This is a genomic window from Croceivirga lutea, assembly GCF_014235875.1.
Lineage (GTDB): Bacteria > Bacteroidota > Bacteroidia > Flavobacteriales > Flavobacteriaceae > Croceivirga > Croceivirga lutea.
This window is the reverse complement of record NZ_JACJUK010000004.1, coordinates 135,495-162,256: the sequence shown is the minus strand read 5'-3', so window position 1 is coordinate 162,256 and position 26,762 is coordinate 135,495. Positions and strand designations below refer to the sequence as shown.

Here is a 26,762-nt window from a genome sequence, read left to right as displayed (position 1 = left end):
AAAGATAGAATCGTATATAAATAACAAAATCCTGGCGTTGCCAGGATTTATAGCTAATTCAAATAACCAGTTTTTTAAGCAGATATACGTACTGGAACCGTATAGATTTTTCCTTCTTCAATCTGTGAGAAATCCACTTTCTGGTAATTTAAACGACCTTTAACAAAGCCCTCTAATTCTACACTTTCAGTGTTGATTGATAAGACAACGATTTCTCCTTCTTGGTTAACAGTAAAACGTACGTCTGCGGTCAAGTCATCAACAATATTAAAGTTGTTGTTTACTAACATTGACTGAATTTGATTGCTTAATGCTTTTGAAGGGTTTTCAGCGGGGTCTGCAGCAAAAGCGCTTGTTGTTAAAAAAATTGCCGCTGCGAAAATTGATAAACTAATTTTTCTCATGATGATTTCGTTTTTAATGATTGATAAATTTGATGAATATGCTATAAAGACGTTCAATTTTTGCGAATGTTACATTGAAACTTCCTTTTAACATAACTTTAATGAAACTGGGTTTACAATTCGTTGCAAAGCTAAAATCAAACTAGGTTTCTTTTGCTATCCAAAACTTTGAATTAATGGTTATTTAATTTTGTTAACCTTAGAGTAAAAGTATATTAGATTAAGGTAGGCCTACCTTTTTAATAAAGAATGACAACGTCTTATAGGAAGTTAAAGATGAATGTTAAGACTTTAGTCTAATTAGTTGAATTATTAGAAGTAAAAAGCCCGCCTTTATTACAGATAATTAAATGTGCTAATGTTAGCTAAATGTTAGGTAATTAAAGTAGCACTCAAACTTTAGAAACAGCTATGAACAACGCCACAAAAATTAGCATAAAAAAGGGGCCAAAAGGGCCCCTTTTCCAGTAAGGTATTAAAATACTAGTTAGCCAAAAGCTCTTCTACTTTATCAGCAGCTTCTTTAAATTGTACAGCTGAATGCACTGCTAAACCAGAATTATCAATAATCTCTTTTGCTATTTCTGCATTGGTACCTTGTAAACGAACTATAATTGGTACCTGTATTGCGTCTCCCATATTTTTGTAGGCATCTACCACACCTTGAGCCACACGATCACAACGAACAATGCCTCCAAAAATATTTATTAAAATAGCTTTTACGTTAGGGTCTTTTAAAATTATTCTAAAAGCTTCCTCTACTCTTTTAGCGTCTGCAGTACCACCAACATCTAAGAAGTTTGCAGGTTCACCACCAGCCATTTTAATTAAATCCATTGTGGCCATTGCAAGACCAGCACCATTAACCATACAACCAACGTTACCGTCTAAATCAACGTAATTTAAACCTACAGCTTTTGCTTCAACTTCAATAGGATTTTCTTCTCTTAAATCGCGCATTTCAGCGTAAGTCTTTCTACGATAAAGAGCGTTGTCATCAATGGTAACTTTGGCGTCTACGGCCATGATTTTATCATCTGATGTCTTCAACACTGGATTAATCTCAAACATACTTGAATCACTCTCAACATATGCTTTGTACAACGCAGAAACAAACTTTGTCATCTCTTTAAATGCCGTACCAGATAAACCTAAATTAAAGGCAATTTTACGTGCTTGAAATGGCATTAAACCAACAGCTGGGTCAATTTCTTCAGTAAAGATTAAGTGTGGTGTTTTTTCAGCAACCTCTTCAATATCCATTCCGCCTTCTGTAGAATACATAATCATGTTTCTACCTGTTGCCCTGTTTAATAAAACAGACATGTAGAACTCACTTGTCTCGCTATCACCAGGATAGTAAACATCTTCAGCAATTAATACCTGATGAACTTTTTTACCTTCAGCTGAAGTTTGTGGTGTAACTAAGTTCATACCAATTATACTACCTGCTAATTCTTCAACTTCTTTCAGGTTTTTGGCTAATTTAACACCACCACCTTTTCCACGACCACCTGCGTGTACTTGCGCTTTAATTACGTGCCAACCTGTACCCGTTTCTTGTGTTAACTGCTTTGCAGCATCAACAGCTTCTTTTGCATTATGAGCAACAATTCCGCGTTGAATACGTACACCGAAACTGGCTAAAATTTCTTTTCCCTGATATTCGTGAAGATTCATGTCTATTTTGAATTTTAATATGAACAAAAATAGGAAACCCTATTCGCAAATAATAATCTTATTTCTAAAAATGCTTTGGTTTGTTCAACTGTTAACATTTAATTCTTTAATCCTTTAAAATCTAAAGGGTCAAAATTTTTAAAATGTCCATTTAACTCAATTACTGTTTTAGTTCTATTTATTTGATTTAGTACTAAAATGGCATTTTCTAAATGAGTAAGTATATAATTTAATCGTTCTGTCTCTTCTGTTAATTGCAGTAATTCAAATTCTTGGTCAAAAGACAGACCCATTTTGTGTGCAAATGCATAACTATTGAATTTTTCTAAAGTCGTTGGCGGCATTTGAACTTCCATTAAGCTATAAAGTTCTTTTATTTTTTGAAGCACTTCTTTACGTAATGCTTCTGATGCGTTAAATTCAGAATCTAAGAATTCAATTTTTCCTCCTGCATAGAGTTTACCTTCCATTTGATTTTCAAACGAGAGTAGCTTAAATACCTGTCTAGCAACACAAACAACATCTAACTCACCACTTTCGTAAGTATTAACCACTTCCACTAATTGTACCTCTGTACCGTACTCCAACTTATTATTGATGTAAACCGGTATGCCAAATGTCATAGCGTCTTCTCTACAATCATGTATTAATTGCAAATAACGTTCTTCAAAAATGTGTAAAGGCACGGTTTCTCCAGGATAAAAAACAGATTGCAAAGGGAATAGCGGTAACTTCATAATGGTTATTTGGCTAAAAATAGAAAGCGATAGTAAAACCACCAAAAATAATGCATTGTTATTAATATAACATTTTGTTGTTTTTCTTTGTATTGTTTTAGGAATTTTGGTGAACTTTGCAGTTCTCTTAGCTTTATAAAAAATTTTAATGATGCAGGCTACACAATTACTTTCTATTGCCCAAGAATTTGGAGCTCCGGTATACGTATATGATTCTGAAAAGATTAGTTCACAATTTAACAGGTTAACTAACGCCTTTAAAAATGTATCTAGTCTTAGACTTAACTATGCAGTAAAGGCACTTTCAAATATTGCAATACTTAAATTGATGAATAGCTTGGGTAGCGGACTAGATACCGTTTCCATACAAGAAGTAAAGCTTGGACTATTAGCAGGTTTTTCTCCAGAAAAAATAATTTATACACCAAATGGGGTTTCTTTAGAGGAAATTGAAGAAGCGGCTGCTTTAGGAGTTCAAATTAATATTGACAACCTATCTATTTTAGAACAATTTGGTAGTAAGCATCCAGATATACCGGTGTGTATTAGAGTAAATCCGCATGTAATGGCTGGTGGTAATTCCAATATTTCTGTAGGTCACATTGACTCTAAATTTGGAATTAGCATTCATCAGATTCCGCATCTTTTACGAATTGTTGAACTTACTAATATGAACATCAACGGTATTCATATGCATACCGGTAGTGATATTCTTGATATTGATGTCTTCTTATACGCTTCAGAAATTTTATTTGAGACGGCAAAGAATTTTAAAAATCTAGATTTTATTGATTTTGGTAGTGGTTTTAAGGTTCCATATAAAGAAGGAGATATTCAAACCAATGTAGAAGAGTTAGGAAAAAAACTTTCGACCAAATTTAATGAGTTCTGTAAAGAATATGGAAGAGAGCTCACCCTTGCGTTTGAGCCTGGAAAATTCTTAGTTAGTGAAGCTGGTTTCTTTCTTGCAAAAGTAAATGTAGTTAAACAAACCACTTCAACCGTTTTTGCCAGCGTAGATTCTGGATTCAATCATTTAATTAGACCTATGCTTTATGGCTCTAGGCATGAAATCATAAATATTTCTAATCTAGAAGGGCGTGAACGCTATTATTCAGTAGTTGGTTACATCTGTGAGACAGATACATTTGGCAGCAATCGTAGAATCAACGAAATTTCTGAAGGCGATATCCTTGCGTTTAAAAATGCAGGTGCGTATTGTTTTACTATGGCGAGCAACTATAATTCTAGATACCGCCCGGCTGAAGTTCTTTGGCACAAAGGCAAAGCGCATTTAATAAGAGAACGCGAAACCTTTGACGATATCTTAAGAAATCAAGTAGATGTTGAAGACCTATTTCAAGTAAAGAAGTTAAAAGCTGAGGCGAAATAATTTGGCATAATTTTCGTTAGTTTTGGTATAGTTTGAAGACTATACCCCTAAACTATTATTTTATGTTAAGAATTATACTTTCCACACTATTTATACTATTATCGTTTACGCTTTCTGCCCAAGAAATTGAATGGATAACTTTCGAAGAGGCTGTTGCGGAAACCCAAAAAGAAGGTAACACCAAAAAGGTATTTATTGATGTGTACACCGATTGGTGTGGCTGGTGTAAAAAAATGGATAAGGATACCTTTCAAAATCCGGAAGTTGCCGCTTATATGCAAGAACATTATTTAATGGTTAAGTTTGATGCTGAAGGCAAGGAACCTGTAAACTATGATGGTCAAACTTTTGAGTTTGTACCCTCTGGAAGAAGAGGTTACCATCAATTAGCAGCTGCTTTAATGAAGAACCGTTTAAGTTACCCTACAGTTGTATTTTTAGATGAAAATATGAATTTGCTATCACCTGTTCCAGGATTCCAAAAGGTTGACCCATTCTTGCAAATTGCTAGATATTTTGGAGAAGATATTTATAAAGAAAAAGATTGGAAAACCTACGCAGGCGTAGGTAAATAAATAACTCAAACAATAAAAAAAAGCCCCTTATTGAGGGGCTTTTTTTATTGTATTTGTTTTACGTTTATCTGCTGTAATTCGGACTCTCCTTGGTAATAGTTACATCATGTGGGTGACTTTCTGCAATTCCGCTAAAGGTGATTTTTACAAATTTGCCCGAATCTTGTAAAGTGGGAATATCCTTGGCACCACAATACCCCATACCCGCGCGTAAACCTCCTATAAATTGATGCATACTTTCATACAATTCACCTTTATAAGGTACACGACCTACGATACCTTCTGGTACTAATTTTTTAATATCATCTTCAACATCTTGGAAGTAACGGTCTTTACTTCCTTCTTTCATAGCTTCAACAGAACCCATTCCGCGATAGCTTTTAAATTTTCTTCCTTCGTAAATAATAGTTTCGCCAGGAGACTCTTTTGTGCCAGCTAATAAAGAACCTAACATGACCGTATCGGCGCCAGCGGCAATTGCTTTAGGTATATCACCTGTATATCTAATTCCACCATCTGCAATAACCGGTACACCACTACCTTTTATAGCTGCTGCAACTTCTAAAACTGCAGAAAACTGTGGAAAACCCACCCCTGCTACTACACGGGTTGTACATATTGAACCAGGTCCAATTCCTACCTTAACTGCATCAGCACCTGCTTTAACTAAATACTTTGCAGCTTCACCTGTGGCAATGTTGCCTACAACCACATCTAAATCAGCATATGCTTTTTTAACCTCTTTTAAGATAGTAACCACACCTTTAGTATGACCGTGCGCTGTATCAATAATTATGGCGTCTATACCTGCAGCCACTAAAGCACCAGCACGTTCAACAGCATCAGGAGTAACTCCAATTGCTGCTGCAACACGCAACCTACCATATTGGTCTTTATTTGCTATTGGCTTCTGCGTAAGTTTAGTAATATCTCTAAACGTAATTAATCCAACTAGTTTATAGTTATCATCAACTACCGGAAGCTTTTCAATCTTGTGATCTTGTAATATGTCTTCTGCCTCTTCAAGCGTAGTACCTACGCCTGCGGTAACTAAGTTTTCAGAAGTCATTACCTCTCCAATAGGTCTATCATTATTCTTTTCAAAACGTAAATCCCTATTTGTTACTATTCCAATGAGCTTTCCTTCTGCATCAACTATAGGAATACCTCCAATACTATGTTCTTTCATGCTTGCTTTAGCATCCTTAACATAAGAACTTAATGGTAGGGTAACTGGGTCTAGAATCATTCCACTTTCAGCACGTTTTACTTTACGCACTTTAATAGCCTGCTGCTCAATGGTCATGTTTTTATGTAAAACACCAATACCCCCCTCACGAGCCATAGCTATGGCCATCTGCGATTCGGTCACCGTATCCATTGCGGCCGAAACCACAGGAACATTTATTCCAATGTTACGGGTGAATCTTGAACGAATATCAACCTCTCTAGGTAAAACTTCTGAAAATGCTGGAACTAATAATACGTCGTCATAGGTAAGACCTTCTCCAACGATTTTGTTTAGGTGAGCTTGCATAGCAATTACGGATTAATTGCGTGCAAAGATACTCTTTTTAAAGTTTCTGTTACCTTATAAACTTTTCACAAAAATTTAATTAATTTTATTTAGACTCGTTTTAAATAAAGATTTAATTTTGAGTTAAACTTACGCCATGTGTAGTCAATTTAAAGTACTTAAAACCAGTAAGAACGGACTCCTAACCTATTGTGCCGCAAGCAAACTTTTTCAGCTGGTTTTCAATAACTTATGTTTTGAATTGTATGAATGGGAGTTGAAAGCTTTTAAAGAATATCTGTTTGAAGTGGATATAAACTATTGGGAAGAACAGTTATCCAATTCTAGAAACCCAAGAAAAATACCATTATCTGTTGGTGCAAAACATTTTATTATTTTACTAAATCAACAAGAGTTGTTGGAATTAAAAACGTTACTTACAACAAAAAATAAAGTTAGGTTACTCAAACCTACTGAACTAGTATACGAATACTCAGAAAACTAATTTTATGTGTTCTCATGAAATTAGTGCGTTTGAAAGCGGCCTTTAGGATTCGGCCGCTTTCTTTTTTAACATTTACAATTAACTGACATTCAATTCTTAATGTTAAGTTATTTTTATTTATTCCAAATAAGCTTTTTTATTTCAATTTTGTAAAATAGATTTGCGTCGTTATTTAAAAATAGTCTAAATAAATGAAGTGTTTTCTAACTAGCTTATCTCTAATTTTATTCGCGAATTCTTTTGCACAAGACCAACAATCAGACTCCATTAAGCTTATGGAAGTGGTTATTTCTGCAAAGAAAATTTTTGGAAGTAAATTTGCCGCCGAAAACCGCACAGGTTCGTCTTACTACATTTCCCCTGAAGAAATTAAGAAATTTAATTATACAGATGTAAACCGAACTTTACGCCAAGTTCCTGGAGTTAATGTATATGAAGAAGATGGTTTTGGTTTAAGACCAAATATTAGTTTACGCGGTACTTCTCCTGAAAGAAGCGCCAAAATAACCTTAATGGAAGATGGTGTTTTAATTGCACCTGCTCCCTATAGCGCGCCTTCTGCATATTACTTTCCTACAATTTCAAGAATGCAGTCTGTAGAAATATTAAAAGGTAGTAGCCAAATACAATATGGACCCTATACCACGGGTGGGGCTATTAATATGCTTTCTACGGAAGTTCCAAACCAATTTGGGGCCTTTGTTAATACACGTTATGGCAGCTTTCAAAGCGGTAGTATACATGCTCTTTTAGGCGATAGTAAAAAGAATTTTGGTTACGCCGTTGAATATCTTAATTACAATTCTAACGGATTTAAAGAACTTGACAATGGAGGTAATACTGGGTTTGACAAAAATGATTTGGTTGCAAAATTTAAAGTAAACACAAATCCTGAAGCGGCTGTTAATCAAGAATTTGAATTAAAATTTCGATATTCAGATGAAACCTCAAACGAAACTTATCTAGGGCTTACCCAAAGTGACTTTAACGCATCCCCCTTTAGACGCTATGTAGGTTCTGAGAGAGACCAAATGAACACAGAACATCTGCAAATTATGGGTACTCATACCCTTAAATTCTCAGACTATTTTGTTATTACAACAACAGGGTATATCAACGATTTCAATAGAAACTGGTACAAAACAGATTTCATTACCATAGATGGCGAAAGACAAGGCATAGGTACTGTTTTTGGTGATGTTGATACGTATGCCAGCTATATTGATTTAGCAAAAGGTACTGTTGATAGTAATGGTGACGACTTTTTAAATGTTAGGGCTAACAATCGTGAATATTACTCAACAGGGATACAATCTAAGCTTGACTATCATTGGAGTGGTGAAAACACTTTTCATGATATCGAAATAGGTTTGCGTTATCATTATGATGAAGAAGATAGATTTCAATGGATAGATGATTATGCTATCGCAAATGGTAGTATGCTACTAGTAAATGCCGGAGTTCCTGGAACAAACGCAAATAGAATTAGTGAAGCAAGAGCATTCGCAAGTTACGCGCAATACAAGGTAAAGTTTAACAATTGGACTATTATGCCAGGTATTAGATATGAAAACATAAGATTAAATCGTCTTAATTATGGAAATAATGATGTTGAAAGAACGGGTATTGATTTATCTGAAAGAGAAAACAATGTAGATGTATTTATTCCTGGAATAGGATTTAACTACAACTTTTCAAATGTTTCTGTTTTTGGCGGTGTGCATAAAGGATTTTCTCCTCCGAGTAATCAACCCGGTGAGGACCCAGAAGAAAGTATTAATTACGAATTAGGCTCCAGATTTAGTTATGCCGGAATTTCTGGTGAAGTGGTTGCCTTCTATAATGATTATAGCAATCTCTTAGGTAGTGATTTGGCTGCAACCGGAGGCACAGGTTCTTTAGACCAATTTAATGCGGGCGAAGTAAAAGTTCAAGGTCTAGAAGTTTTAGTTAACTATAATTTGTTACCAAATTCAACACAGTATGCGCTACCTATTACTTTAGGTTATACTCTCACTGACACAGAGTTCTTAAACAGTTTTGGAAGTGAAAATGATATTTGGGGAACGGTTAATGCTGGAGATGAGCTACCTTATATTTCTAAGCACCAATTTAATGGTAGTTTATCTTTTGAACATTCAAAATATGAGATTAATCTAAACGCCAAATATAACGGTGCTTTTAGAACTCAAGCAGGCACAGGCACTATACCTGATAATGAGTTGGTAGATTCCAACTTTATTTTTGATTTAGGTGGAAAATACAGATTTAGTAACAATGTTGCTATTTCAGCAAACATCATTAATCTATTTGATGAAACTTATGCGGTAGCTAGGGTTCCTGCAGGTCTAAGACCAGGACATCCGTTAGGGGTTTATGCTGGTTTAGAGTTACGATTGTAAAAAAATAAACCTATAATTAATGTAAAGCTCAGCATTGCTGGGCTTTTTTTAATGATACATTTTAAAAATGTCGTTGGCTTTATTATAAGCAGCTTCAAAAACCAACCAATTAACACCAGAATCTATTTTATGCTCATTAAAGTATGAGAGCATTTTTTCTGTTGGCATATTTCCTGTGAGCTCGTCTTTAGCCATTGGGCAACCCCCAAAGCCCTGAATTGCACCGTCAAATCTTCGGCAGCCAGCTTCATAAGCAGAGGCCACTTTCTCATGCCATTTAGTTGGAGTGGTGTGCAAATGGGCCCCAAATTCTACCTTTGGATATTTGGGTATTAGATTAGAAAACAAATAGGTAATTATTTCTGGCGTAGATGAGCCAATGGTATCAGAAAGCGATAAAATAGTAGCACCCATATCCGCTAATTTTTCGGTCCATTCCCCTACGACATCAACATCCCATGGGTCTCCATAAGGATTGCCAAAACCCATAGAAATATAGGTGACCACTTGTTTATTGCTCTTAGCTGCGATTTCTAATATTTCTTTCAAAATATCCACAGACTGGGCAATAGTTTTATGCGTGTTACGCATTTGAAAGTTTTCTGAAATACTGAATGGGTAACCTAAAAAATCAATTTCGGAGTGCATTGCAGCGTCATTAGCACCTCTTACATTAGCTACTATTGACAAAAGTTTAGTTTTGGTTTTAGATAAATCTAACTTACTTAACACTTCAGCAGTATCAACCATTTGTGGAATTGCCTTAGGGGATACAAAGCTTCCAAAATCTAAAGTATCAAATCCGCAACCTAATAATGCTTGAATATACTTTACTTTTTTTTCTGTAGGAATAAATTGTTTTATACCCTGCATAGCATCTCTAGGACATTCTATGATTTTAACTTTAGGTTGCGACATGTTTCAAAATTACCACTATTTCAACTGTAAATATGTTTAGCTTTTTCTAAAAAATAGAGCTAGCGTTTTTAAGCTATCAGTAAATAAATTGCGATACCTAAAAAGACAACTATCTGCATCCACCTTAAAAAAACACCAACTTTAGGGGTTTGGGATAAAAACTTTGAAACACTACCGGCTCCTAAGGCAATACTGCCAAATACCAAACTTGAAACAACTATAAACAAGAGGCCTAATACATAAAATTGGATTACCGTAGGTAACTGAGCACTAAATAAAAATCCTGGGAAAAAGGCTAAAAAAAAGATAGTCACCTTAGGATTAAGTACATTCATAAAAAATCCTTTTTTAAATAAACTCCATTCTCCTTTTTTTTCTTGCTCAGAACTAGAAATTTGTATTTGACCATCACTTTTATAAACCAAAAACGACAAATAAAGTAAGTAGACTACCCCTAGTATTTTTACAATCCAAAATAATTCTGCCTTTTCTCTAATTAATGTTGATACGCCAAAGGCTACCAAGGTGGTATGTATTAGGCATCCTGTCATTAATCCTGCTACAACAGCAAGACCTTTTTTACTTCCATGAGCTAGGCTTAAGGTTAAGACAAAAATATTATCTGGCCCTGGTGATATTGCCAACGCAAGTGTTGCCATTATAAAACCTATAAGTATTTCTAAATTCATTCTAGAAAAATACGAATTTGAACCACTAAGATTTGTATTTTGTACCAACTTAAAAAACTAGCTAATGCGTTCAAAATATTTATTATTCGCTTTGTTACTGGGAATGGTCATTAGCATATCATTCGGGTTTGTAATGTTTACAAACTCTGCAAATAAAGAGGCAATGAAAACCATTAAAAGTGACAAAACACTACGACATGTTGTATTATTTAAATTTAAAAAATCAGCCACCGACGCCAATATAAAAGCTATTGAAGAAAGCTTTGAAGGACTACCTTCTAAAATAAAAGAGATTAAAGATTTTGAATGGGGCACTAACAATAGTCCAGAAGGGCTTAGTAAAGGTTTTACCCATTGTTTTTTTGTAACCTTTGAAAATGAAGAAGGTAGAAGCACCTATTTGCCTCATAAAGCACACAAGGCCTTTACTGAGCTAGCCTCACCTCATATTGAAGATGTTTTAGTTATAGACTACTGGAAAGAATAGTTACCAAGTGTATTCTGGTGGTTCTATACCATTCATTCTTAAATAAAGATTAGATTTTGCTCTATGATTAGCCATATGGTCTTGTACATAGAATAATGCAAAAGCTCTACTTACAATGTTTCCGCTATGATACATTTTACAGGTCTCATCTAATTTATCTTGCTCAACAGTATAAATTATGCTTGTGGTGTAATCAAAACTATCTTCCAACAACTTTAAAATTTCTGCCTTAGTCATTTTTGAAGCATCTGGTGTGTTAGGAGTTACATCCATACCTAAAACATAGCGTTTTGTGAGTAACTCAGAAGCGTGGGCAATATGCACCATTTGCTCACCAAATGTTTTACTAACCTCAGTTGGCTTGTAGGAATACAACTCTTCTGGCATTGCCTTAGCAACATCTAAACAATGTCTTTTGGCTTCTAACCAGACCGGTAAATACATTTGGGTAAATTCCGTTTTAGGTGTTTTATCAGATTGGGCGTTACCTACCAGAAAAGAAATTGCAAATGCTACAAGAAAAAACTTTTTCATGCGAAAGAATTTAGTGTTCCTCTCTCAAGATAGCTTTATTGATATTCTTAACCAAACTTGGACCTTCGTATATAAAACCAGTATACAATTGTACTAAATCTGCTCCAGCTTTTAATTTTTCTAATGCATCTTGTGGTGAGTGTATACCCCCAACCCCAATTATTGGAAAAGCTTTGTTACTTTTTTCTGCAAGAAAACGAATAACTTCTGTGCTTCTATCTTTTAAAGGTTTACCACTTAGGCCCCCTACTTCTTCAACCAACAACATATCTGACTTTAATCCTTTTCTAGAAATTGTTGTGTTGGTTGCAATTACGCCTTCAATTTTGGTATTTGCAACAATTTCAATAATGTCTTCTAACTGCTCATTAGTTAAATCTGGTGCAATCTTTAATAGTATAGGTTTTTCTGGTAACTGATGTACTTGAGCCAGTTTTTTGCTCTCTCTTTTTAAACTATTTAAAATAAACTCAAGCGGCTTTTTATCTTGTAACTGTCGTAAACCCGGTGTATTAGGTGAACTTACATTTACTACAAAATAATCTACATGTTTAAATAAGGCATCTAGGCAGATTAAATAATCTCTTGCCGCATCCTCATTTGGGGTTACCTTGTTTTTTCCGATGTTACCTCCAATAAGAACATTTTTGTTCTTCTTTAAGCGTTCTACAGCTTCAAATACACCATTATTATTAAAACCCATTCGGTTGATAATGGCTTCATCCTTTTTTAATCGAAATAACCGCTTTTTAGGATTTCCAAGTTGGGGTTTTGGCGTTAGCGTACCTATTTCAACAAATCCAAAACCAAAGTTGGCTAATTCTTTATACAGTTTAGCGTCTTTATCAAAACCAGCTGCTAAACCAACTGGATTTTTGAATTTAATACCAAAAACCTCTTTTTCTAATTTTTCATCTTCTACTACAAACACACTTCTAAAAAGACCTCCTAAACCTAATGCGGTCAGAATTTTTATCATTTTAAAAGAAAAATGATGTGCTGTTTCTGCGTTTAAAAGAAAAAGTAGTGGTTTAATTAGGTAGTGGTACATTCAAAAGCTTTTAGCAAAAATAAAAACTTAAAAATGCACAAACAGCATTCTTTATTTTTTTTCGACTGCTAACCTTGTAGAATAAATTGGACTGCGATTAATAGAATTACACATTTCAACATAAAGGTTATATTGCTTATCATTAAACGTACCTAACAAGCGTTTATCTAACAATCGTAAATTAGCACGCATACTATCTAGCAACACTCGGTATTCTAAAGACAGTTTTAATAAATCTTCGGGTGAACTCTGAGCGTGTGTTTCCAAAAGGCTTTTTGCTCTAATCCTAAATATTTCATTTCTAAATTCTAGTTCTGCTCCCCAATTTTTTAATTTTTCTTGTTGAATAGAATCCAATTGAAAAAATTTAATTATTTCTTCATGATGCCCGCCACCAACACCTAAATTACAATCATCTTGTGCGTTTGAATATACACTTAAACTTAGAATGGTTAGAAATATGAATCGTTTCAAACTGAAAAAAATTAAAGCACGAAAGATAGTAACCTATTGCATTTTTTAAAATCTAAATGGGATGAACATTCATTAAATTTGATAAAAAGCAATTATATGGAGCAGTTACTCCCCCGATTCTTAGCTTATGTAGCTATTGATACGCAAAGTAATCCTATTTCTAAAAAAACTCCAAGTACTGAGAAACAATGGGTACTTGCCAAAAAATTAGTTTTGGAGCTTCATCAAATAGGTTTGCAAGAAGTCTCAATTGATGAAAATGGTTATATCATGGCCTCATTGCCCTCTAATATAAATAGAGCTGTTCCTACTATAGGGTTTATCTCACATTATGATACTTCGCCTGATTTTACGGCTTTTAATGTAAAGCCTCAAATTATTGAGAACTATGACGGTGGTGACATTATTTTAAATGAAAAAGAAAACATTGTGCTTTCTCCTGATTATTTTGAAGAACTTTTAAATTACAAGGGTCAAACGCTTATCACCACTAACGGTAAAACACTACTAGGAGCAGATGATAAGGCGGGTATTGCTGAGATAATTACGGCAATGGAATATCTCATAAATCATCCGGAAATTGAACATGGCACTATACGTATTGGTTTTACACCTGATGAAGAAATTGGTAGGGGTGCTCATAAATTTGATGTAGAAAAATTTGGCGCAGAATGGGCCTATACAATTGACGGAAGTCAATTAGGTGAGCTAGAATTTGAAAATTTTAATGCGGCAACAGCCAACGTAATTTTTAAAGGAAAAAGCGTTCATCCGGGATACGCAAAAAATAAAATGGTCAACGCTATTTTATTGAGTAATGAATTTTTGAGTTTATTACCAGCCAATGAAGTTCCGGAGAAAACCGCAGACCGTGAAGGATTTTTTCATGTTCATAAGATATCCGGAAGTATAGAAAAAGCGGAGCTCAATTTTATTATTAGAGATCATGACCAACAACATTTTGATGCTCGAAAAGAAGTCTTGTATACCATAGCAGAAAAACTCAATCAAAAACATGGTGATTGCGTGACTGTTGAAATCAAAGACCAATACAAAAATATGCGTGAGAAAATTGAACCCGTTTTTCACATTGTTGAAATTGCTGAAGAGGCAATGCATCAATTAGGCATTACGCCTATTATTAAACCTATTAGAGGAGGTACAGACGGTTCACAATTGAGTTTTATGGGTTTACCGTGTCCTAATATTTTTGCTGGTGGGCACAACTTTCATGGTAAATATGAATACATACCTTTAGAAAGTATGGAGAAAGCGGTTTTAGTAATTGCCAAGATTTGTGAATTAACCGCAACAACAATTCATAAAAATGGAGAAAAATAAAACAGCAGAAGACTACTTTGAGCAAGAGGACCAATTTAAAGATGCCATCTTAAAATTGCGAGATATCGCTTTAAAAACCGAAGCTGTTGAAACCTGTAAATGGGGTATACCTGTTTACACGATTAGCAAAAAAAATGTTTTTGGAATTTGCCGATTTAAAGATTTTTTTGGGGTTTGGTTTTTTAACGGCGTGTTTCTTAAAGACCCTAAAAAAGTATTGCGAAACGCCCAAAAAGGTAAAACTAAGGCTATGAGGCATTGGAATTTCACTAAGATTGAAGAAATTGATACTGACGGGGTTCTAGCATATATGAAAGAAGCTATAGCTAATCAAAAATTGGGTAAGGTTGTTCTACCCCAAAAGAAAAGTTCTTCATTTAAAATTCCAGAACTACTACAAATAGAATTGGATTCGCTCCCAGAACTAAAAGACGCATTTGAAACATTTTCTACCTTTAAACAGAACGAATTTTGTGAATACATATCCCAAGCAAAACAAGAAAAAACCAAACTTCGAAGGTTAGCCAAAATAATACCACTGATATTGTCTGGCACTGGTCTTAACGATGCATATCGCAAAAGTTAAATTACACTTTGGGTAACAGCCAACCGTTATGGTAATTTGCTTTTAAATGCGAATTTGCTTCGGTATTTGATAACTTTTTTGTGGCAGAATCCCAATAAATTCTTTCTCCAGTTTTAAAAGCAACATTGCCCAAATGGCATACCATAGCCGCATCATAACCAACCTTTAAGGGTGCTTTTAAATCTGAGGAACTCTTACTTTTTAAAGCATCTAAGAAATTTGCTGTATGTAAGTCTAATGCGTTAGCATCACTATTTTGCAAAGGCACAGCTTCAATTTTTGGTCCATTGTTTTGACTCCAATGCGGTCGGTCATTTTCAGGAATTACCTCCCAACCTCCTCTATTTAAAACTAATGTTCCGTTATTTCCAATAAATGCAATACCGTGGTCTCGACCATAATTACCGTTATCTATGCCCGTAGCATGCTCCCAAAGCAATGAAAAGTTATCAAACTCGTAAACAGTTTGTAAGGTGTCAGGGGTTTCTTGAGCATCATCTGGGTAAGCGTACTTACCGCCAATAGCCATGACTGATTTGGGGTCAGAAGCCTTCATCCCGTATAACGCATAATCAATTAAATGCACACCCCAATCCGTCATCAAACCTCCTGCGTAATCCCAAAACCACCTAAACGAAAAATGAAATCTATTTCTATTAAACGGTCTATTTTCTGCTGGGCCTAACCACATTTTATAATCTACCCCAACTGGTACAGTACTATCTGCAACTTTAGGTATGGAACCCATCCAACCTTGGTAAGCCCATGTTTTAACCAACCTAATTTGACCCAATTTACCTGAATGCACATAATTAATAGCATCTACAAAATGAGGTTGACTGCGTTGCCATTGCCCTATTTGAACTATTCTATTTGAGTTAGTCACTTTACGTAACATAAGTTCACATTCTTCTATAGAATTGGCAATTGGTTTTTCACAATATGCATCTTTACCTGCATCTAAAGCATCACATAATTGCAAACAGTGCCAGTGGTCTGGCGTTCCTATGATTACAAAATCAACATCTTTGTCTTCTAATACCTTTCTGTAATCTGTATACCATTTGGGTTTTTTAATATTTGCTTTTTCTAATTCAGCAGTTTTTTCACGCAAAACATTTTCATCAACATCACACAAAGCAACAAGTTCTACCTCGCTCTTTTTCAAAAACGAAAGTAGATTGGTAAAACCCATGCCACGACAACCTATTAAAGCAAACTGAATTTTATCATTAGCACTTACTTGCTTTCGCATGGTAGCTAAAAGCTCAGTCGGAAATAAAAATGAAGTTCCCAAAGCTGAGAGGTAGAGTGAACCTGATTTTATGAAGTTTCTTCGGTTTTGCATGGCGGTATATAAAGTTGATTACTAGCCATAAGATAATAAAAAAAGCCCCGACCATGTGGTCGGGGCTTTTTAGAATTTTTCTAAGAACTCTTAATTCTTTTTTGCCGCAGGTTTCAGTTTTTGACTGCCTTCCATAGAAATGGCAGACCTATCAAATTTAAGTTTACCAGCCATGGTTTCTATAATGCAAGAATTGTTATCTTCATTTAAATCAACAATCTTGCCATACAAACCACCTTTGGTCATTACTTTGTCACCTCTTTTTAATTCTGAAGCAAACTTTTTTTCATCCTTTTGTCTTTTAATTTGTGGTCTTATCATAAAAAAATAAGCTACTACAAAAATTAACAATAAGGGTAGAAATTGTCCTAATCCTTCCATCTAAAATTTAGCTTTTAACTGGTCCAGCAGCTGCAGTTCCTTTAGGGTTTACAAATGCTTTAATACGCAATAACTCTTGACCTTTTTCTGTATTTGCAGTTACCGTAATAGTTTTAGTTACTTGGTTTTGACCAGAACCATTAAACTTAACTAACAACTCACCAGTATCACCTGGAGCAATTGGTTTGTCTTTTGGCCATTCTGGCACTGTACAACCACAACTTGCTTTTGCATTTGTAATAATCAAAGGAGCATCACCAGTATTAGTAAATTTAAATGTAGTTTCTTGCGGAGTTCCTTGTTCAATAGTACCAAAGTCATGTTCCATTTTTTCAAATGCCATTTTTGCTACTTTTCTTTGTGCAACATCTCTATTAGCCGCTACTTCTACATTTTCTGTATTAACCTTATCAGCTGCCTTGTCTTTGCAAGAAGTTGAAAACAAAACAAGCGCCGAAAAACTTAGTAAACCAAATATTCTCTTCATTTCTTGACTTTTAAATTTTTGTAAAAATAATGAATTATGCATTAAAGTAAACCTCTTCCTATTTTTTGGAGTTTACCCTCTGCTTTATATTCTTTAACTAACTTATCTAAAATACCATTAATAAATATGCTACTTTTTGGCGTAGAATATTCTTTAGCAATTTCTAAATACTCATTGATGGTAACTTTTTCTGGTATTGATGAAAAGTTCAACAATTCGCAAATAGCCATTTTTAAAAGAATATAATCTATTTCTGCGATTCTATCTTTATCCCAATTTGGTGTTTTACCCTCTATCTCTTTTTCTAATTTATCATTAGTTAAGAGTGTTTTTGTTAAAAGTTCATTTGCATAGACCAAGTCTTGTTCATCTTTATACAACTTAGGTGTAAAAAAATTAGGGTTGTTCTCTAAAGAAGCCTTGCGTAATCTTTTTAAAATAAAAGTGTTTACTATTGGAATATCATCTACCCAAGTAAGCCTTTCATCTTCGAAAAAGTCATAAATTTTATCGTTGGGAGCAACTAAGTCTTTAAATATAGCTAGAACTAACTCTTTATCCGCTTCAAAATCAGAACCTTCTTGTTGCATGTATTTTTTGTACAACTTGTGGTTTGTCATTTCTTTATAGACAACCTTTACGTATTCCTCATTAATATCCCAATGCTCAAGCTTTCGCTTACTTAGCTCTGATTTTAGAGCTTCATTAGAAGTTAATTGTACTAGTAAACGGTTACTAACAAATTTGTTTTTATCAGGATAGGAATCCTCTTTTGAAGATAAATATTTTTTAGAGGAAACATGCTTTTGTGCTAGTCTGTGTAACTCTATTAGAAAACTCAGCATTAATAAATAGAGCGTATACATATTATCGATACTGAACTTCAAAAACTTTTCTTGTTTTTGTAACGACTCATCGTTAGACTGAATGAGTGCGTAAATACATTGCATTACTTTAACACGAATGTGTCTTCTTGTTAACATCTAAAAGAACTATTTTGTTGGTTGGTGATGGTTCACGCGGCTAAATTAGAATTATATTTTTAGTCTACCTACCTCTTGGTGCTATCTTATCAGTTTTATAACATTAAACGAAATAAGTAAACCCTATCTTTGACAATTGTTGGCTTAATGAACTTCTTCAATTAGTACATGAAAGAATTACAATACCTCAATAAATACCTTAAAAAATATTGGCTTAAGCTGCTTTTAGGGGTAATTATTACAATTATTGCAAGAGTGTTTTCTCTTGTTATGCCTTCTTATGTTAACAAATCTATTAAGGCTGTTGAAGGCTCGGTGAACGGAACTTTATCTGTGCCAGAAGCAGAATCTCTTCTGTTAGAATATATATTAATAATTATTGGTGCGGCTTTATTATCAGCCTTGTTTACTTTTTTAATGCGCCAAACTATTATAAATGTTTCTAGATATATTGAATACGATTTAAAAAATGAAGTATTTGACCATTATCAATTATTAAGTCTCAATTTTTATAAAAAAAATAGAATTGGTGATTTAATGAACCGTATTAGTGAGGATGTTGGACAAGTTAGAATGTATGCAGGGCCTGCTATTATGTATGGTATACAAACGCTAACCTTATTTGCGTGTTTAATACCATTAATGTTTATTAAAGCGCCAACGTTGGCCGCTTACACTTTATTACCCTTACCTTTTTTGTCCATTCTTATTTATCAAATAAGTAAAATAATTCATCAGAGAAGTACTAAAGTTCAAGAGTTTTTATCTAACCTTTCTACATTCACACAAGAATCATTTTCTGGAGTTTCGGTTATTAAAGCTTACGGTTTAGAACCAAAAATGAATAGTGAATTAAAATCTTTAGCTCATGAAGGAAAAGAAACTAGCATGTCTTTAGCCAAAGTAAATGCTTGGTTTTTCCCTTTAATGATTTTGCTAATTGGTATAAGTAACATTTTAGTGATTTACATTGGTGGCAAACAATATATTAATGGCACTATTACATCTGTAGGTATAATTGCAGAATTTATTCTTTACGTTAATATGTTAACATGGCCAGTGGCAGTAGTAGGTTGGTTAACATCAATTGTGCAACGGGCAGAGGCTTCACAAAAAAGAATTAATGAGTTTTTAAATGAACAACCTTCTATTACCAATACAGAACAAAAACCAACTCCTGTTGAGGGTAAAATAGAGTTCAAAAATGTGTCTTTTACTTATGAGGATACTGAAATTACTGCACTTAATAATGTTTCTTTTACTATTGAGCCCGGACAAACAGTAGCTTTTTTAGGTAAAACAGGCTCTGGTAAATCTACCATTTTAGATTTAGTAGCCCGTTTGTATGATGTCTCATCTGGCGAAATATTAATTGATGATGTGCCCGTTCAAAAATTAAATTTAGATTCTCTACGAAGTGCTATTGGTGCCGTACCACAAGATGCATTTTTATTTTCTGATACCATAGCAAATAATATTCGTTTTGGAAAAGAGAATGCTACTCAAGAAGAAATAGAAAACGTTGCAAAAAAAGCAGCGGTTCATAATAACATTATGGGCTTTAATAAAAAATATGATACTATTTTAGGTGAACGAGGAATTACACTTAGTGGAGGTCAAAAACAACGTGTTTCAATTGCTAGAGCCTTAATGAAGGATCCTACAATTTATCTCTTTGATGATTGTTTATCCGCCGTTGACACGGAAACTGAAGAAGAAATACTTACCAATCTTCAAAAAGAATCTAAAGCTAAAACTACACTAATAGTAAGTCATAGAGTTTCTTCAGCTAAGAATGCAGACAAAATTTTGGTGCTAGAAGATGGTATAGTTTTACAAGAGGGTACTCATGATAAACTAAATGCTACTGAAGGTTATTACAAAGAGCTGTATTTAGACCAGTTAACAGACAAACATTCCTCAAAAGTTGGTTGATTAACTTTTTTTTCACATTTTTGGTTGAATAAACTAAAGTTTAAGATACATAAATTACCATGGGGGGAAAAGATTTAATGGATCAAGAAGAAATTTATTCTAAGGTACTTAGAGCCGGCAGACGCACTTACTTCTTTGATGTAAGAAGCACAAAAGCAGGCGATTATTACTTAACCATTACAGAAAGTAAAAAGTTTACACATGATGATGGTTCTTTTCATTACAAAAAGCACAAAATCTATTTATACAAAGAAGATTTTACGGCATTTAAAGACATTATGACAGAAATGATGGATTACATTGTTGATGAAAAGGGAATGGAAGTGATTTCAGAAAGACATCAGAAAGATTTTAACAAAGTAGATGAAGAAAATACTTCTGATGTTGAAAGTTTTACTGATGTAGATTTTGACGATATTTAAAAAAAAACTTAAAAATTACATTGAACGGCCTGTTTTAACAGGCCGTTCTTTATTTTAGGAGTTGACTAATTCAAATCAACTCAAATGAAATTTAAATTTCTACTTCTCACAGTACTATTTACTTCTTGGTTATCTGCTCAAGAAGAGCTGACTTTAGATTATTATCTACCACAAAATGTTACTTACGATTCGGCGATTCCAACTCCTAAACAAATTATAGGTCATGAGGTGGGCGAATGGCATGTTACACATGATAAATTAATGTTTTACATGCAAACTCTTGCTGCAGCAAGTGATAGAATTACTATTGAAAATAGGGGACAGACTTTTGAAGGTAGACCAATTCTTTTGTTAACCGTAACAACTCCTGAAAATCATAACAACATTGATAAAATAAGAGCGGACCATATTGCTTTAACAGAAAAATCTGGTGCCAGCTTAAATACTGCAGACATGCCTATTGTGGTTTATCAAGGGTTTTCTATACATGGTAACGAGCCAAGTGGTTCTAATGCTGCATTAGCCTATGCGTACTATTTAGCTGCAGCTCAAGGCTCTGAAATTGAAAGTCTATTAGGTAATACCATTATTCTTTTAGACCCTAGTTTTAATCCAGACGGTTTACAACGTTTTGCGTATTGGGCTAACGTTCACAGAAGTCAAAATTTAAATCCAGACCCTAACGATAGAGAATATAGTGAGGTTTGGCCTGGAGGTAGAACAAATCATTATTGGTTTGATATGAATAGAGACTGGTTACCAGTACAATTACCAGAAAGTAGGGCTCGTATAAAAACGTTTCACAAATGGTTACCTAATATTCTAACTGATCATCATGAAATGGGCACGAATAGTACATTTTTCTTTCAGCCAGGTGAACCTACGAGAGTACATCCGTTAACGCCGAAAATTAACCAGGAACTAACTGCAGAAATTGGAACCTATCATGCCAAAGCTTTAGATAAAATTGGCTCCCTATATTATTCAGAAGAAAATTATGATGATTACTATTACGGTAAGGGTTCTACTTTTCCTGATGTAAATGGTAGTATTGGCATTTTATTTGAGCAAGGTAGTTCTAGAGGACATATTCAGGAGAGTGAAAATGGTATTCTCACCTTTCCATTTACTGTAAGAAATCAATTTACGACAGCTCTATCTACTATTGAAGCTGCAAAAAATATGCGTTCAAAAATTTTAGATTACCAACGTCAATATTACAAAGACATTCTTTCTGAAGGTGCTAGTAATAGAACAAAAGCTTATGTTTTTGGTGATGAAAAAGATGCAGCCAAAACTTGGCATTTAGCTGAAATCTTAGAACGTCATAAAATAAAGTTTCATGAACTTGCTAGTGATGCTAAAATTAATGGTAAGCAATATAAAAAAGGTAACGCCTACGTAGTTCCTATGAATCAAAAAAATCCGAGACTGATAAGAGCTATGTTTGAAAAAAGAACACAATTCACAGATAGTTTGTTCTATGATATTTCTGCGTGGACTTTTCCTCTTGCATTCAATTTAGATTATACAGAGTTAACTACTTTAACTAATGCAGGCAATGAAATCACAAAACTTGAACCTCTACAAGGCGGTGTGACTGGTAAGAGTGCATATGCATATTTATTTGAGTGGCATGAGTATTACTCTCCAAAAGCTTTGAATGCAATTGTGAATAAAGGTATTCGGGCTAAAGTTGCCAAAACCCCATTTACATTACAAAGCAAAAGTTATGATTACGGAACTATTATGATTCCTGTTCAAAATCAAAACTTAAATGCTGACGACCTGTATACTTTTTTAAGCGATGTTGCTAAAGAAAGTCATTTAACTATCACCGCTGTTTCTACGGGTTTAACTAAAGGTATAGATTTAGGGAGTAATGATTTTGACCCTATTAAAAAACAGCAAGTGGCTATTTTGGTAGGTGACGGTGTTCGTTCGTATGACGCAGGTGAAATTTGGCATTTATTTGATACGCGTTACAATATGAAAATAACCAAATTAGATACCAAAGATTTTAATAGAACAGATTTAAGTAGATATACAGACATCATAATTCCAAGTGGTTGGGGTTCTGCTATGTTAGATAAAAAAGGCGCTGAAAAACTAAAAACTTGGGTTAGAAATGGTGGAACAGTAATTGGTTTTAGAACCATTGCTAATTGGTTTAAGAACAACGACTTTTTAAAATTAAAAATGCGTGAAGATACCCTTGTGGCTAAAAATATAAGATTTGACCAGAGAAACGATTTTAGAGGTGCTCAAGTAACCGGAGGGGCCATTTTTGAAGCTAAAATTGATAGATCTCACCCAGTGGCCTTTGGGTACAAAAACAATAGCTTACCATTATTTAGAAATACTAATATTTATTTAGAACCTGAAGAGGATAGTTACAACAACCCTATTCAATACACCAATAATCCTTTATTAAGTGGTTATATCTCCGAAGAGAATGAAGAACTAATAAAGAACAGTGTTCCTTTTAAGGCTAGAAGAATGGGTAGTGGTCGCGTAATTCTATTTACAGACAATACTAATTTTAGAGCATTTTGGTATGGCACCAATAAACTAATGATGAATGCTATTTTCTTTGGGCAAATGATGTAAAATCCATTTTTATTAAAATTATGTTTAAAGCGGCATGGATTACTACAAGTAAACATGCCGTTTTTACTTTAAAGAAAAATAATAGCAACCCTAACAGTAATAAATAAAATAGAGGCATAGCTAAAAGACCATATCCAAAGCGAAATGTATCTTTAAATTCATCTTCAGGAACTTTTGGTTTTAACCAAAATCGCCAAATTTGTATCACAGGAAAATTGATAACTTCAAATACTAAGCCTTTTAAATATGAAAATAAATTAGGTGTATTACTTTTTGGCAACTGACTATAAGTATTGGAATCAAATGCTGCATTTACTAATTCAGGTTTGGTGAAATCAACATTATGTATTTCATTTAGAATACCATCATATACATCTTCATCAATATGAACTGTAAGCTTTTGTAATGCTGATGTTACCTTTTGTTTTGTGTCTTCAATAGTTGCTTTGCCTAAGTTCGAATGTTTATTTTTTACTATAATAGGCTCTCCAAAATACAATGAGCATGAATCTGGAAATGCAGTTGCCCTTTGATAATTTTGACCAATAGGTATTAAATGTAAATCCATTTTAGGATTCCTCTCTAAAGCGCTATTAATTATTCTAGTAAATCCTTTACTAAGTGGTCTTACTCTTCTTTTTAAACTGTGATTTGCTTCTGGAAATAAAGCTATAGCTTCATTTTTATCTAACAATTGTGCACAACGTTCAAAAACCTGTTGATTTTTCTGCAACTTATTTTTTCCGTCACGAATTCTATAAATAGGTAACATCTGTAAAAAATTAAAAAAGCCTATTAGTCTTTTTTGATTAAAAACATCAGCCCTAGTTAAAAACCATGGTTTTACAGAAACGTGAGTTACAATTAAAAGTACATCTAGCAATGCATTTTGATGATTACTTAAAAAAAGAATAGGTTTGTTTTTAGGAACATTTTCTAAACCAATTATTCTAATTCTTTTAAAGTAAAATAAAAGTGCACAACGAATTAGAATCTTCAATAAATTGTATCCTATAGCTTTAATGATAAATAATTTGCGATAAAAAGAGTATTCCTTACTTATTCTGAAAACACAAGATAAGCTTTCCGATTTATTTTAATCAACAAACCTTTGTATTTTGTCTTTTCAAGAACAACCACTTAATTTAAGCTAAATAAGAAATAGAATGGCCCGCACACCAAGTAATATGTTAGCCTTAGGAACTAAAGCTCCCAACTTTGAACTTTTTGATACAACAACTAATGCTAAACTTTCTCTACAAGAATCTAAAGGAGAAATTGGTACAGTGGTAATGTTTATATGTAATCATTGTCCTTTTGTAATTCATGTAAACCCCATGATAACAACTCTAGCCAAAAAATACCAAAAAAAAAGTATTGGTTTTATAGCTATCTCTAGTAATGATGTTGTCAACTATCCAGATGATGCGCCGCACTTAATGACAAAAGTTGCTGAAAAAGAAGGATATACCTTTCCCTATTTGTATGATGAAACTCAAGAAATTGCCAAAGCTTATGATGCCGCTTGTACTCCAGATTTCTACTTATTTAATGAAAAACTCGAATTGGTTTATAGAGGCCAATTAGATGATTCTAGACCAGGTAATGGCATTCCACTTACAGGCGAAGACCTGATCAACGCAATTGAACAATTATTAAATAATCAACCAATTACCATTGAGCAAAAGCCAAGTATTGGATGTAATATTAAATGGAAAGTTTAATTACATACTTATTTACCATCCTTTACGTTCAATCAGATTTTTAGCATGCGCATAATGATGCGCCCCATGCCATGCATATCTGCCCACATTTTCTTCTAAAGATGTTTCTTGGTTATTTTCTGGGTGTATAAACGTTCTCTTTAATTGTTCTGACGATAATCCTTTTAAAAGATAAACAAGTTTTGCATGTATTGCCTTTAGGTGCAGTAATGACATATCTATTGGGGCAGATTTTGTATCAAACAGGTTAGCCCATTGTTTTTCATCATATGCCTTAATTACGGGTGTATCCTCTGTTAACGCCCACTTAAATCGTATATAACTATTATGATGACTATCAGATACATGATGTACTAATTGTCTTAAAGTCCATCCACCGGGTCTATATGGCGTTTCTAATTGTTCATTATTTAGGGTGCCTACTAAATCTTCAAATTTCTTAGGAAGTTCTTCTATTTCTTTTATCCAGCTCTTTATATTTTGCTGTGTTATATTCTCTGGTTTGTAAAATTTACCAATGGGGTATTTTAGGTTTTCCATGCGAATTTATTGTCAGGATAAAAGTAAGAAACTTTAATATAGTTTTAACCCAGCACAAACAGTGCAAATTTGTTTAATCTATAAATTTGATAGGAATTTAAAACAACATAAAATGGCAACACTAAGATTGGGCGATACCGCTCCAGATTTTACAGCAGATACTTCTCAAGGCACTCTTAACTTCTATGATTATTTAGGTGATGGTTGGGGTATTCTTTTTTCTCACCCAGCAGATTTTACTCCAGTTTGTACAACTGAATTAGGTACTGCTGCAAAATTTAAAGATGAATTTGATAAGCGTAATGTAAAAATGATAGCATTGAGCGTTGACCCGCTCGAATCTCATCACGAATGGATTAAAGATATTAACGAAACCCAAAATACGTTAGTAAACTTTCCTATAATTGCTGATGAAGATAGAAAAGTTGCTGAGTTGTATGATATGATTCATCCTAAGGCCGATGCTAAATTTACGGTTCGTTCTGTATTCATCATAGCGCCTGATAAGAGTATAAAACTAACCTTGACTTACCCGGCGTCTACAGGAAGAAATTTTTACGAACTTTTAAGAGTTGTAGACTCTCTACAACTTACCTTAAATCATAAAGTAGCCACTCCTGCAAATTGGAAAAATGGTGAAAAAGTTGTGGTTAGTCCATCGATACCTACCAAAGAGGCTAAAGAAATGTTTCCAGAGGGTGTTGAAGAAATTAAACCGTATTTACGATTTACTGCAGACCCATTTGCCGCTACTCAAGTATAAGTAGAAAATTGCAATATTTGCTTAAAGCCTTTCAAATTGAAAGGCTTTTTTTATGGGCTATTTTAATTCTGTTGTATTGTAATTTTTTACTACTTTAAGTTGGTTATGTTTTTACGCAACCTTTTCTTTAAACTTTCCTCTAATTACTAATTAAACGTTAAAACAAAGTAGGGTTTTTCAACGTTTAATTGTTTAACAACCACAATACCCTTTAAATGAACACCTTTTTAACCGTACTTCTGCTTTTAGTGGCTCTTAACCTCATTTTACTTTTGGT

Annotated in this window: 27 protein-coding genes; 12 read left to right on the top strand and 15 right to left on the bottom strand. The window is 33.9% G+C overall.

The window, feature by feature from the left end; genetic code table 11:
• Positions 1–74 precede the first annotated feature (74 nt).
• From H5V42_RS09115 to H5V42_RS09105, 3 genes are all read right to left on the bottom strand, one after another.
• Positions 75–404: a hypothetical protein gene (locus H5V42_RS09115; protein WP_185782852.1), complete on the bottom strand. Its 330-nt coding sequence runs from the start codon at positions 402–404 to the stop codon at positions 75–77.
• A 483-nt stretch (positions 405–887) separates the two neighbouring features.
• Positions 888–2,084: an ADP-forming succinate--CoA ligase subunit beta gene (gene sucC, locus H5V42_RS09110; RefSeq protein WP_185782851.1), complete on the bottom strand. Its 1,197-nt coding sequence runs from the start codon at positions 2,082–2,084 to the stop codon at positions 888–890.
• Between the two features lie 98 nt (positions 2,085–2,182).
• Positions 2,183–2,821 carry an LON peptidase substrate-binding domain-containing protein gene (locus tag H5V42_RS09105; protein ID WP_185782850.1) on the bottom strand — a complete coding sequence of 213 codons (639 nt, stop codon included), beginning with the start codon at positions 2,819–2,821 and terminating at the stop codon, positions 2,183–2,185.
• Positions 2,822–2,972: 151 nt separating this feature from the next.
• Here H5V42_RS09105 and lysA point away from each other — a divergent pair, with 151 nt between their 5' ends.
• Together lysA and H5V42_RS09095 are read left to right on the top strand one after the other, a co-directional pair.
• Complete coding sequence (gene lysA / locus H5V42_RS09100) at positions 2,973–4,214, top strand: diaminopimelate decarboxylase (protein WP_185783028.1); 1,242 nt, start codon at positions 2,973–2,975, stop codon at positions 4,212–4,214.
• Positions 4,215–4,276: 62 nt separating this feature from the next.
• Positions 4,277–4,789 carry a thioredoxin family protein gene (locus tag H5V42_RS09095; RefSeq protein WP_185782849.1) on the top strand — a complete coding sequence of 171 codons (513 nt, stop codon included), beginning with the start codon at positions 4,277–4,279 and terminating at the stop codon, positions 4,787–4,789.
• Between the two features lie 64 nt (positions 4,790–4,853).
• Here the strand turns inward: H5V42_RS09095 and guaB are convergent, their stop codons facing one another.
• Positions 4,854–6,326 carry an IMP dehydrogenase gene (gene guaB, locus H5V42_RS09090; protein WP_185782848.1) on the bottom strand — a complete coding sequence of 491 codons (1,473 nt, stop codon included), beginning with the start codon at positions 6,324–6,326 and terminating at the stop codon, positions 4,854–4,856.
• Positions 6,327–6,462: 136 nt separating this feature from the next.
• Between guaB and H5V42_RS09085 the strand changes: the two genes are divergently transcribed.
• Both H5V42_RS09085 and H5V42_RS09080 read left to right on the top strand, forming a co-directional pair.
• Positions 6,463–6,810 (top strand): DUF6686 family protein, encoded by a 348-nt coding sequence (locus H5V42_RS09085; RefSeq protein ID WP_185782847.1) that lies wholly within the window; start codon positions 6,463–6,465, stop codon positions 6,808–6,810.
• Positions 6,811–7,001: 191 nt separating this feature from the next.
• Positions 7,002–9,212, top strand: coding sequence for a TonB-dependent receptor family protein (locus H5V42_RS09080; protein WP_185782846.1), 2,211 nt, complete (start codon positions 7,002–7,004; stop codon positions 9,210–9,212).
• 48 nt (positions 9,213–9,260) lie between these two features.
• On the opposite strand, the gene H5V42_RS09075 is transcribed toward H5V42_RS09080, so the two are convergent.
• Together H5V42_RS09075 and H5V42_RS09070 are read right to left on the bottom strand one after the other, a co-directional pair.
• Positions 9,261–10,130, bottom strand: a complete 870-nt coding sequence (locus H5V42_RS09075; RefSeq protein WP_185782845.1) for a hydroxymethylglutaryl-CoA lyase — start codon at positions 10,128–10,130, stop codon at positions 9,261–9,263.
• 68 nt (positions 10,131–10,198) lie between these two features.
• Positions 10,199–10,819 carry a LysE family translocator gene (locus H5V42_RS09070; RefSeq protein ID WP_185782844.1) on the bottom strand — a complete coding sequence of 207 codons (621 nt, stop codon included), beginning with the start codon at positions 10,817–10,819 and terminating at the stop codon, positions 10,199–10,201.
• Positions 10,820–10,982: 163 nt separating this feature from the next.
• On the opposite strand from H5V42_RS09070, the gene H5V42_RS09065 reads away from it, so the two are divergent.
• Positions 10,983–11,306: a Dabb family protein gene (locus tag H5V42_RS09065; protein ID WP_313792143.1), complete on the top strand. Its 324-nt coding sequence runs from the start codon at positions 10,983–10,985 to the stop codon at positions 11,304–11,306.
• On the opposite strand, the gene H5V42_RS09060 is transcribed toward H5V42_RS09065, so the two are convergent.
• From H5V42_RS09060 to H5V42_RS09050, 3 genes are read right to left on the bottom strand one after another with little or no spacing between them, the layout of a single operon-like run.
• Entirely contained in the window at positions 11,307–11,840 is a 534-nt protein-coding gene (locus H5V42_RS09060) for a DinB family protein (RefSeq protein WP_185782842.1), read from the bottom strand.
• Positions 11,841–11,850: 10 nt separating this feature from the next.
• Positions 11,851–12,891 carry a quinone-dependent dihydroorotate dehydrogenase gene (locus H5V42_RS09055; RefSeq protein ID WP_185782841.1) on the bottom strand — a complete coding sequence of 347 codons (1,041 nt, stop codon included), beginning with the start codon at positions 12,889–12,891 and terminating at the stop codon, positions 11,851–11,853.
• Positions 12,892–12,942: 51 nt separating this feature from the next.
• Entirely contained in the window at positions 12,943–13,365 is a 423-nt protein-coding gene (locus H5V42_RS09050) for a hypothetical protein (RefSeq protein WP_185782840.1), read from the bottom strand.
• A gap of 96 nt (positions 13,366–13,461) precedes the next feature.
• Between H5V42_RS09050 and pepT the strand changes: the two genes are divergently transcribed.
• Both pepT and H5V42_RS09040 read left to right on the top strand, forming a co-directional pair.
• Complete coding sequence (pepT, locus tag H5V42_RS09045) at positions 13,462–14,706, top strand: peptidase T (RefSeq protein WP_185782839.1); 1,245 nt, start codon at positions 13,462–13,464, stop codon at positions 14,704–14,706.
• A complete protein-coding gene (locus tag H5V42_RS09040; protein ID WP_185782838.1) occupies positions 14,693–15,292 on the top strand; it encodes a YdeI/OmpD-associated family protein in 600 nt (199 codons plus the stop codon). The genes pepT and H5V42_RS09040 overlap by 14 nt, the downstream gene beginning before the upstream one ends.
• A 1-nt stretch (position 15,293) precedes the next feature.
• On the opposite strand, the gene H5V42_RS09035 is transcribed toward H5V42_RS09040, so the two are convergent.
• From H5V42_RS09035 to nusB, 4 genes are all read right to left on the bottom strand, one after another.
• On the bottom strand, positions 15,294–16,640 hold the full coding sequence (locus H5V42_RS09035; protein WP_185782837.1) for a Gfo/Idh/MocA family protein: 1,347 nt from the start codon (positions 16,638–16,640) through the stop codon (positions 15,294–15,296).
• A 90-nt stretch (positions 16,641–16,730) separates the two neighbouring features.
• Entirely contained in the window at positions 16,731–17,021 is a 291-nt protein-coding gene (gene yajC / locus H5V42_RS09030; RefSeq protein ID WP_185782836.1) for a preprotein translocase subunit YajC, read from the bottom strand.
• Between the two features lie 7 nt (positions 17,022–17,028).
• The gene (locus H5V42_RS09025; RefSeq protein ID WP_185782835.1) at positions 17,029–17,508 is read right to left on the bottom strand and encodes a DUF1573 domain-containing protein; all 480 of its coding nucleotides are present in this window, start codon (positions 17,506–17,508) and stop codon (positions 17,029–17,031) included.
• 41 nt (positions 17,509–17,549) lie between these two features.
• Positions 17,550–18,491: a transcription antitermination factor NusB gene (gene nusB, locus H5V42_RS09020; RefSeq protein ID WP_185782834.1), complete on the bottom strand. Its 942-nt coding sequence runs from the start codon at positions 18,489–18,491 to the stop codon at positions 17,550–17,552.
• 168 nt (positions 18,492–18,659) lie between these two features.
• On the opposite strand from nusB, the gene H5V42_RS09015 reads away from it, so the two are divergent.
• The 3 genes from H5V42_RS09015 (at position 18,660) to H5V42_RS09005 (ending at position 23,458) form a co-directional block, all read left to right on the top strand.
• Positions 18,660–20,426 (top strand): ABC transporter ATP-binding protein, encoded by a 1,767-nt coding sequence (locus H5V42_RS09015; protein ID WP_185782833.1) that lies wholly within the window; start codon positions 18,660–18,662, stop codon positions 20,424–20,426.
• A 59-nt stretch (positions 20,427–20,485) separates the two neighbouring features.
• Positions 20,486–20,848, top strand: coding sequence for a PUR family DNA/RNA-binding protein (locus tag H5V42_RS09010; protein ID WP_185782832.1), 363 nt, complete (start codon positions 20,486–20,488; stop codon positions 20,846–20,848).
• 84 nt (positions 20,849–20,932) lie between these two features.
• Positions 20,933–23,458, top strand: a complete 2,526-nt coding sequence (locus H5V42_RS09005) for a M14 family metallopeptidase (RefSeq protein ID WP_185782831.1) — start codon at positions 20,933–20,935, stop codon at positions 23,456–23,458.
• On the opposite strand, the gene H5V42_RS09000 is transcribed toward H5V42_RS09005, so the two are convergent.
• Positions 23,433–24,458: a 1-acyl-sn-glycerol-3-phosphate acyltransferase gene (locus H5V42_RS09000; protein ID WP_185782830.1), complete on the bottom strand. Its 1,026-nt coding sequence runs from the start codon at positions 24,456–24,458 to the stop codon at positions 23,433–23,435. The two genes, H5V42_RS09005 and H5V42_RS09000, sit on opposite strands and share 26 nt — an antisense overlap.
• Positions 24,459–24,624: 166 nt before the next feature.
• Between H5V42_RS09000 and H5V42_RS08995 the strand changes: the two genes are divergently transcribed.
• On the top strand, positions 24,625–25,182 hold the full coding sequence (locus H5V42_RS08995) for a thioredoxin family protein (protein WP_185782829.1): 558 nt from the start codon (positions 24,625–24,627) through the stop codon (positions 25,180–25,182).
• A gap of 12 nt (positions 25,183–25,194) precedes the next feature.
• On the opposite strand, the gene H5V42_RS08990 is transcribed toward H5V42_RS08995, so the two are convergent.
• On the bottom strand, positions 25,195–25,722 hold the full coding sequence (locus H5V42_RS08990) for a YfiT family bacillithiol transferase (RefSeq protein WP_185782828.1): 528 nt from the start codon (positions 25,720–25,722) through the stop codon (positions 25,195–25,197).
• Between the two features lie 112 nt (positions 25,723–25,834).
• Between H5V42_RS08990 and H5V42_RS08985 the strand changes: the two genes are divergently transcribed.
• Positions 25,835–26,485 carry a peroxiredoxin gene (locus H5V42_RS08985; RefSeq protein WP_185782827.1) on the top strand — a complete coding sequence of 217 codons (651 nt, stop codon included), beginning with the start codon at positions 25,835–25,837 and terminating at the stop codon, positions 26,483–26,485.
• Positions 26,486–26,762: the final 277 nt, after the last annotated feature.

Coding starts and splice junctions, on each gene's coding strand:
- H5V42_RS09115 (WP_185782852.1), bottom strand. CDS start 404: ATGAGAAAAATTAGTTTATCAATTTTCGCAGCGGCAATTTTTTTAACA.
- sucC (WP_185782851.1), bottom strand. CDS start 2,084: ATGAATCTTCACGAATATCAGGGAAAAGAAATTTTAGCCAGTTTCGGT.
- H5V42_RS09105 (WP_185782850.1), bottom strand. CDS start 2,821: ATGAAGTTACCGCTATTCCCTTTGCAATCTGTTTTTTATCCTGGAGAA.
- lysA (WP_185783028.1), top strand. CDS start 2,973: ATGCAGGCTACACAATTACTTTCTATTGCCCAAGAATTTGGAGCTCCG.
- H5V42_RS09095 (WP_185782849.1), top strand. CDS start 4,277: ATGTTAAGAATTATACTTTCCACACTATTTATACTATTATCGTTTACG.
- guaB (WP_185782848.1), bottom strand. CDS start 6,326: ATGCAAGCTCACCTAAACAAAATCGTTGGAGAAGGTCTTACCTATGAC.
- H5V42_RS09085 (WP_185782847.1), top strand. CDS start 6,463: ATGTGTAGTCAATTTAAAGTACTTAAAACCAGTAAGAACGGACTCCTA.
- H5V42_RS09080 (WP_185782846.1), top strand. CDS start 7,002: ATGAAGTGTTTTCTAACTAGCTTATCTCTAATTTTATTCGCGAATTCT.
- H5V42_RS09075 (WP_185782845.1), bottom strand. CDS start 10,130: ATGTCGCAACCTAAAGTTAAAATCATAGAATGTCCTAGAGATGCTATG.
- H5V42_RS09070 (WP_185782844.1), bottom strand. CDS start 10,819: ATGAATTTAGAAATACTTATAGGTTTTATAATGGCAACACTTGCGTTG.
- H5V42_RS09065 (WP_313792143.1), top strand. CDS start 10,983: ATGAAAACCATTAAAAGTGACAAAACACTACGACATGTTGTATTATTT.
- H5V42_RS09060 (WP_185782842.1), bottom strand. CDS start 11,840: ATGAAAAAGTTTTTTCTTGTAGCATTTGCAATTTCTTTTCTGGTAGGT.
- H5V42_RS09055 (WP_185782841.1), bottom strand. CDS start 12,891: ATGTACCACTACCTAATTAAACCACTACTTTTTCTTTTAAACGCAGAA.
- pepT (WP_185782839.1), top strand. CDS start 13,462: ATGGAGCAGTTACTCCCCCGATTCTTAGCTTATGTAGCTATTGATACG.
- H5V42_RS09040 (WP_185782838.1), top strand. CDS start 14,693: ATGGAGAAAAATAAAACAGCAGAAGACTACTTTGAGCAAGAGGACCAA.
- H5V42_RS09035 (WP_185782837.1), bottom strand. CDS start 16,640: ATGCAAAACCGAAGAAACTTCATAAAATCAGGTTCACTCTACCTCTCA.
- yajC (WP_185782836.1), bottom strand. CDS start 17,021: ATGGAAGGATTAGGACAATTTCTACCCTTATTGTTAATTTTTGTAGTA.
- H5V42_RS09025 (WP_185782835.1), bottom strand. CDS start 17,508: ATGAAGAGAATATTTGGTTTACTAAGTTTTTCGGCGCTTGTTTTGTTT.
- nusB (WP_185782834.1), bottom strand. CDS start 18,491: ATGTTAACAAGAAGACACATTCGTGTTAAAGTAATGCAATGTATTTAC.
- H5V42_RS09015 (WP_185782833.1), top strand. CDS start 18,660: ATGAAAGAATTACAATACCTCAATAAATACCTTAAAAAATATTGGCTT.
- H5V42_RS09010 (WP_185782832.1), top strand. CDS start 20,486: ATGGGGGGAAAAGATTTAATGGATCAAGAAGAAATTTATTCTAAGGTA.
- H5V42_RS09005 (WP_185782831.1), top strand. CDS start 20,933: ATGAAATTTAAATTTCTACTTCTCACAGTACTATTTACTTCTTGGTTA.
- H5V42_RS08995 (WP_185782829.1), top strand. CDS start 24,625: ATGGCCCGCACACCAAGTAATATGTTAGCCTTAGGAACTAAAGCTCCC.
- H5V42_RS08990 (WP_185782828.1), bottom strand. CDS start 25,722: ATGGAAAACCTAAAATACCCCATTGGTAAATTTTACAAACCAGAGAAT.
- H5V42_RS08985 (WP_185782827.1), top strand. CDS start 25,835: ATGGCAACACTAAGATTGGGCGATACCGCTCCAGATTTTACAGCAGAT.